1 protein-coding gene is annotated in these 473 nt (G+C 63.4%); it reads left to right on the plus strand.

Annotated elements, in window-relative coordinates:
* Window positions 1–28: 28 nt before the first annotated feature.
* Window positions 29–473, plus strand: a 445-nt coding sequence (locus EN808_RS35130) for a cadherin repeat domain-containing protein (RefSeq protein ID WP_245525199.1), incomplete at its 3' end; no start/stop codon positions are given.

Raw genomic sequence — 473 nt, forward strand, 5'->3', positions numbered from 1 at the left:
CTTCGAAACCCAGTCGTCGATCAATCTGATGGTGACGGCAACCTCGTCGGACGGAAGCACGGCCAACCACACCTTCACCGTGGCCGTGCTCGACAGCCCCGAACCGGTCGCCTTCAATACGCCGCCGGATAGCAACAGCGCGGTCAACCAAATCGCCCAGAACGCCGCAGCGGGCACTTCGGTCGGGATCACGGCGTCGTCCAAGGATCCCGACGCCGGCTCGACACTCACCTACACTATCGATGACCCGCGCTTCGCTATCAATTCCAGCACCGGCGTTATCACGCGCTCAGGCACAGGCACGCTCAACGCCCAGGCCGAGCCGTCGATCACCTTCCACGTGACGGCCACCTCCTCCGACGGCAGCACGGACACCCACGCCTTCAGCGTGAACGTCGCGGGCAACCAATTGCCGACATCGGTAACGCTGGAACATACAATCCTGACTTCGCAGTGGTCGCCGCCGAGTCCCG

It is taken from the genome of Mesorhizobium sp. M8A.F.Ca.ET.165.01.1.1 (assembly GCF_004792065.1).
Classification (GTDB): Bacteria; Pseudomonadota; Alphaproteobacteria; order Rhizobiales; family Rhizobiaceae; genus Mesorhizobium.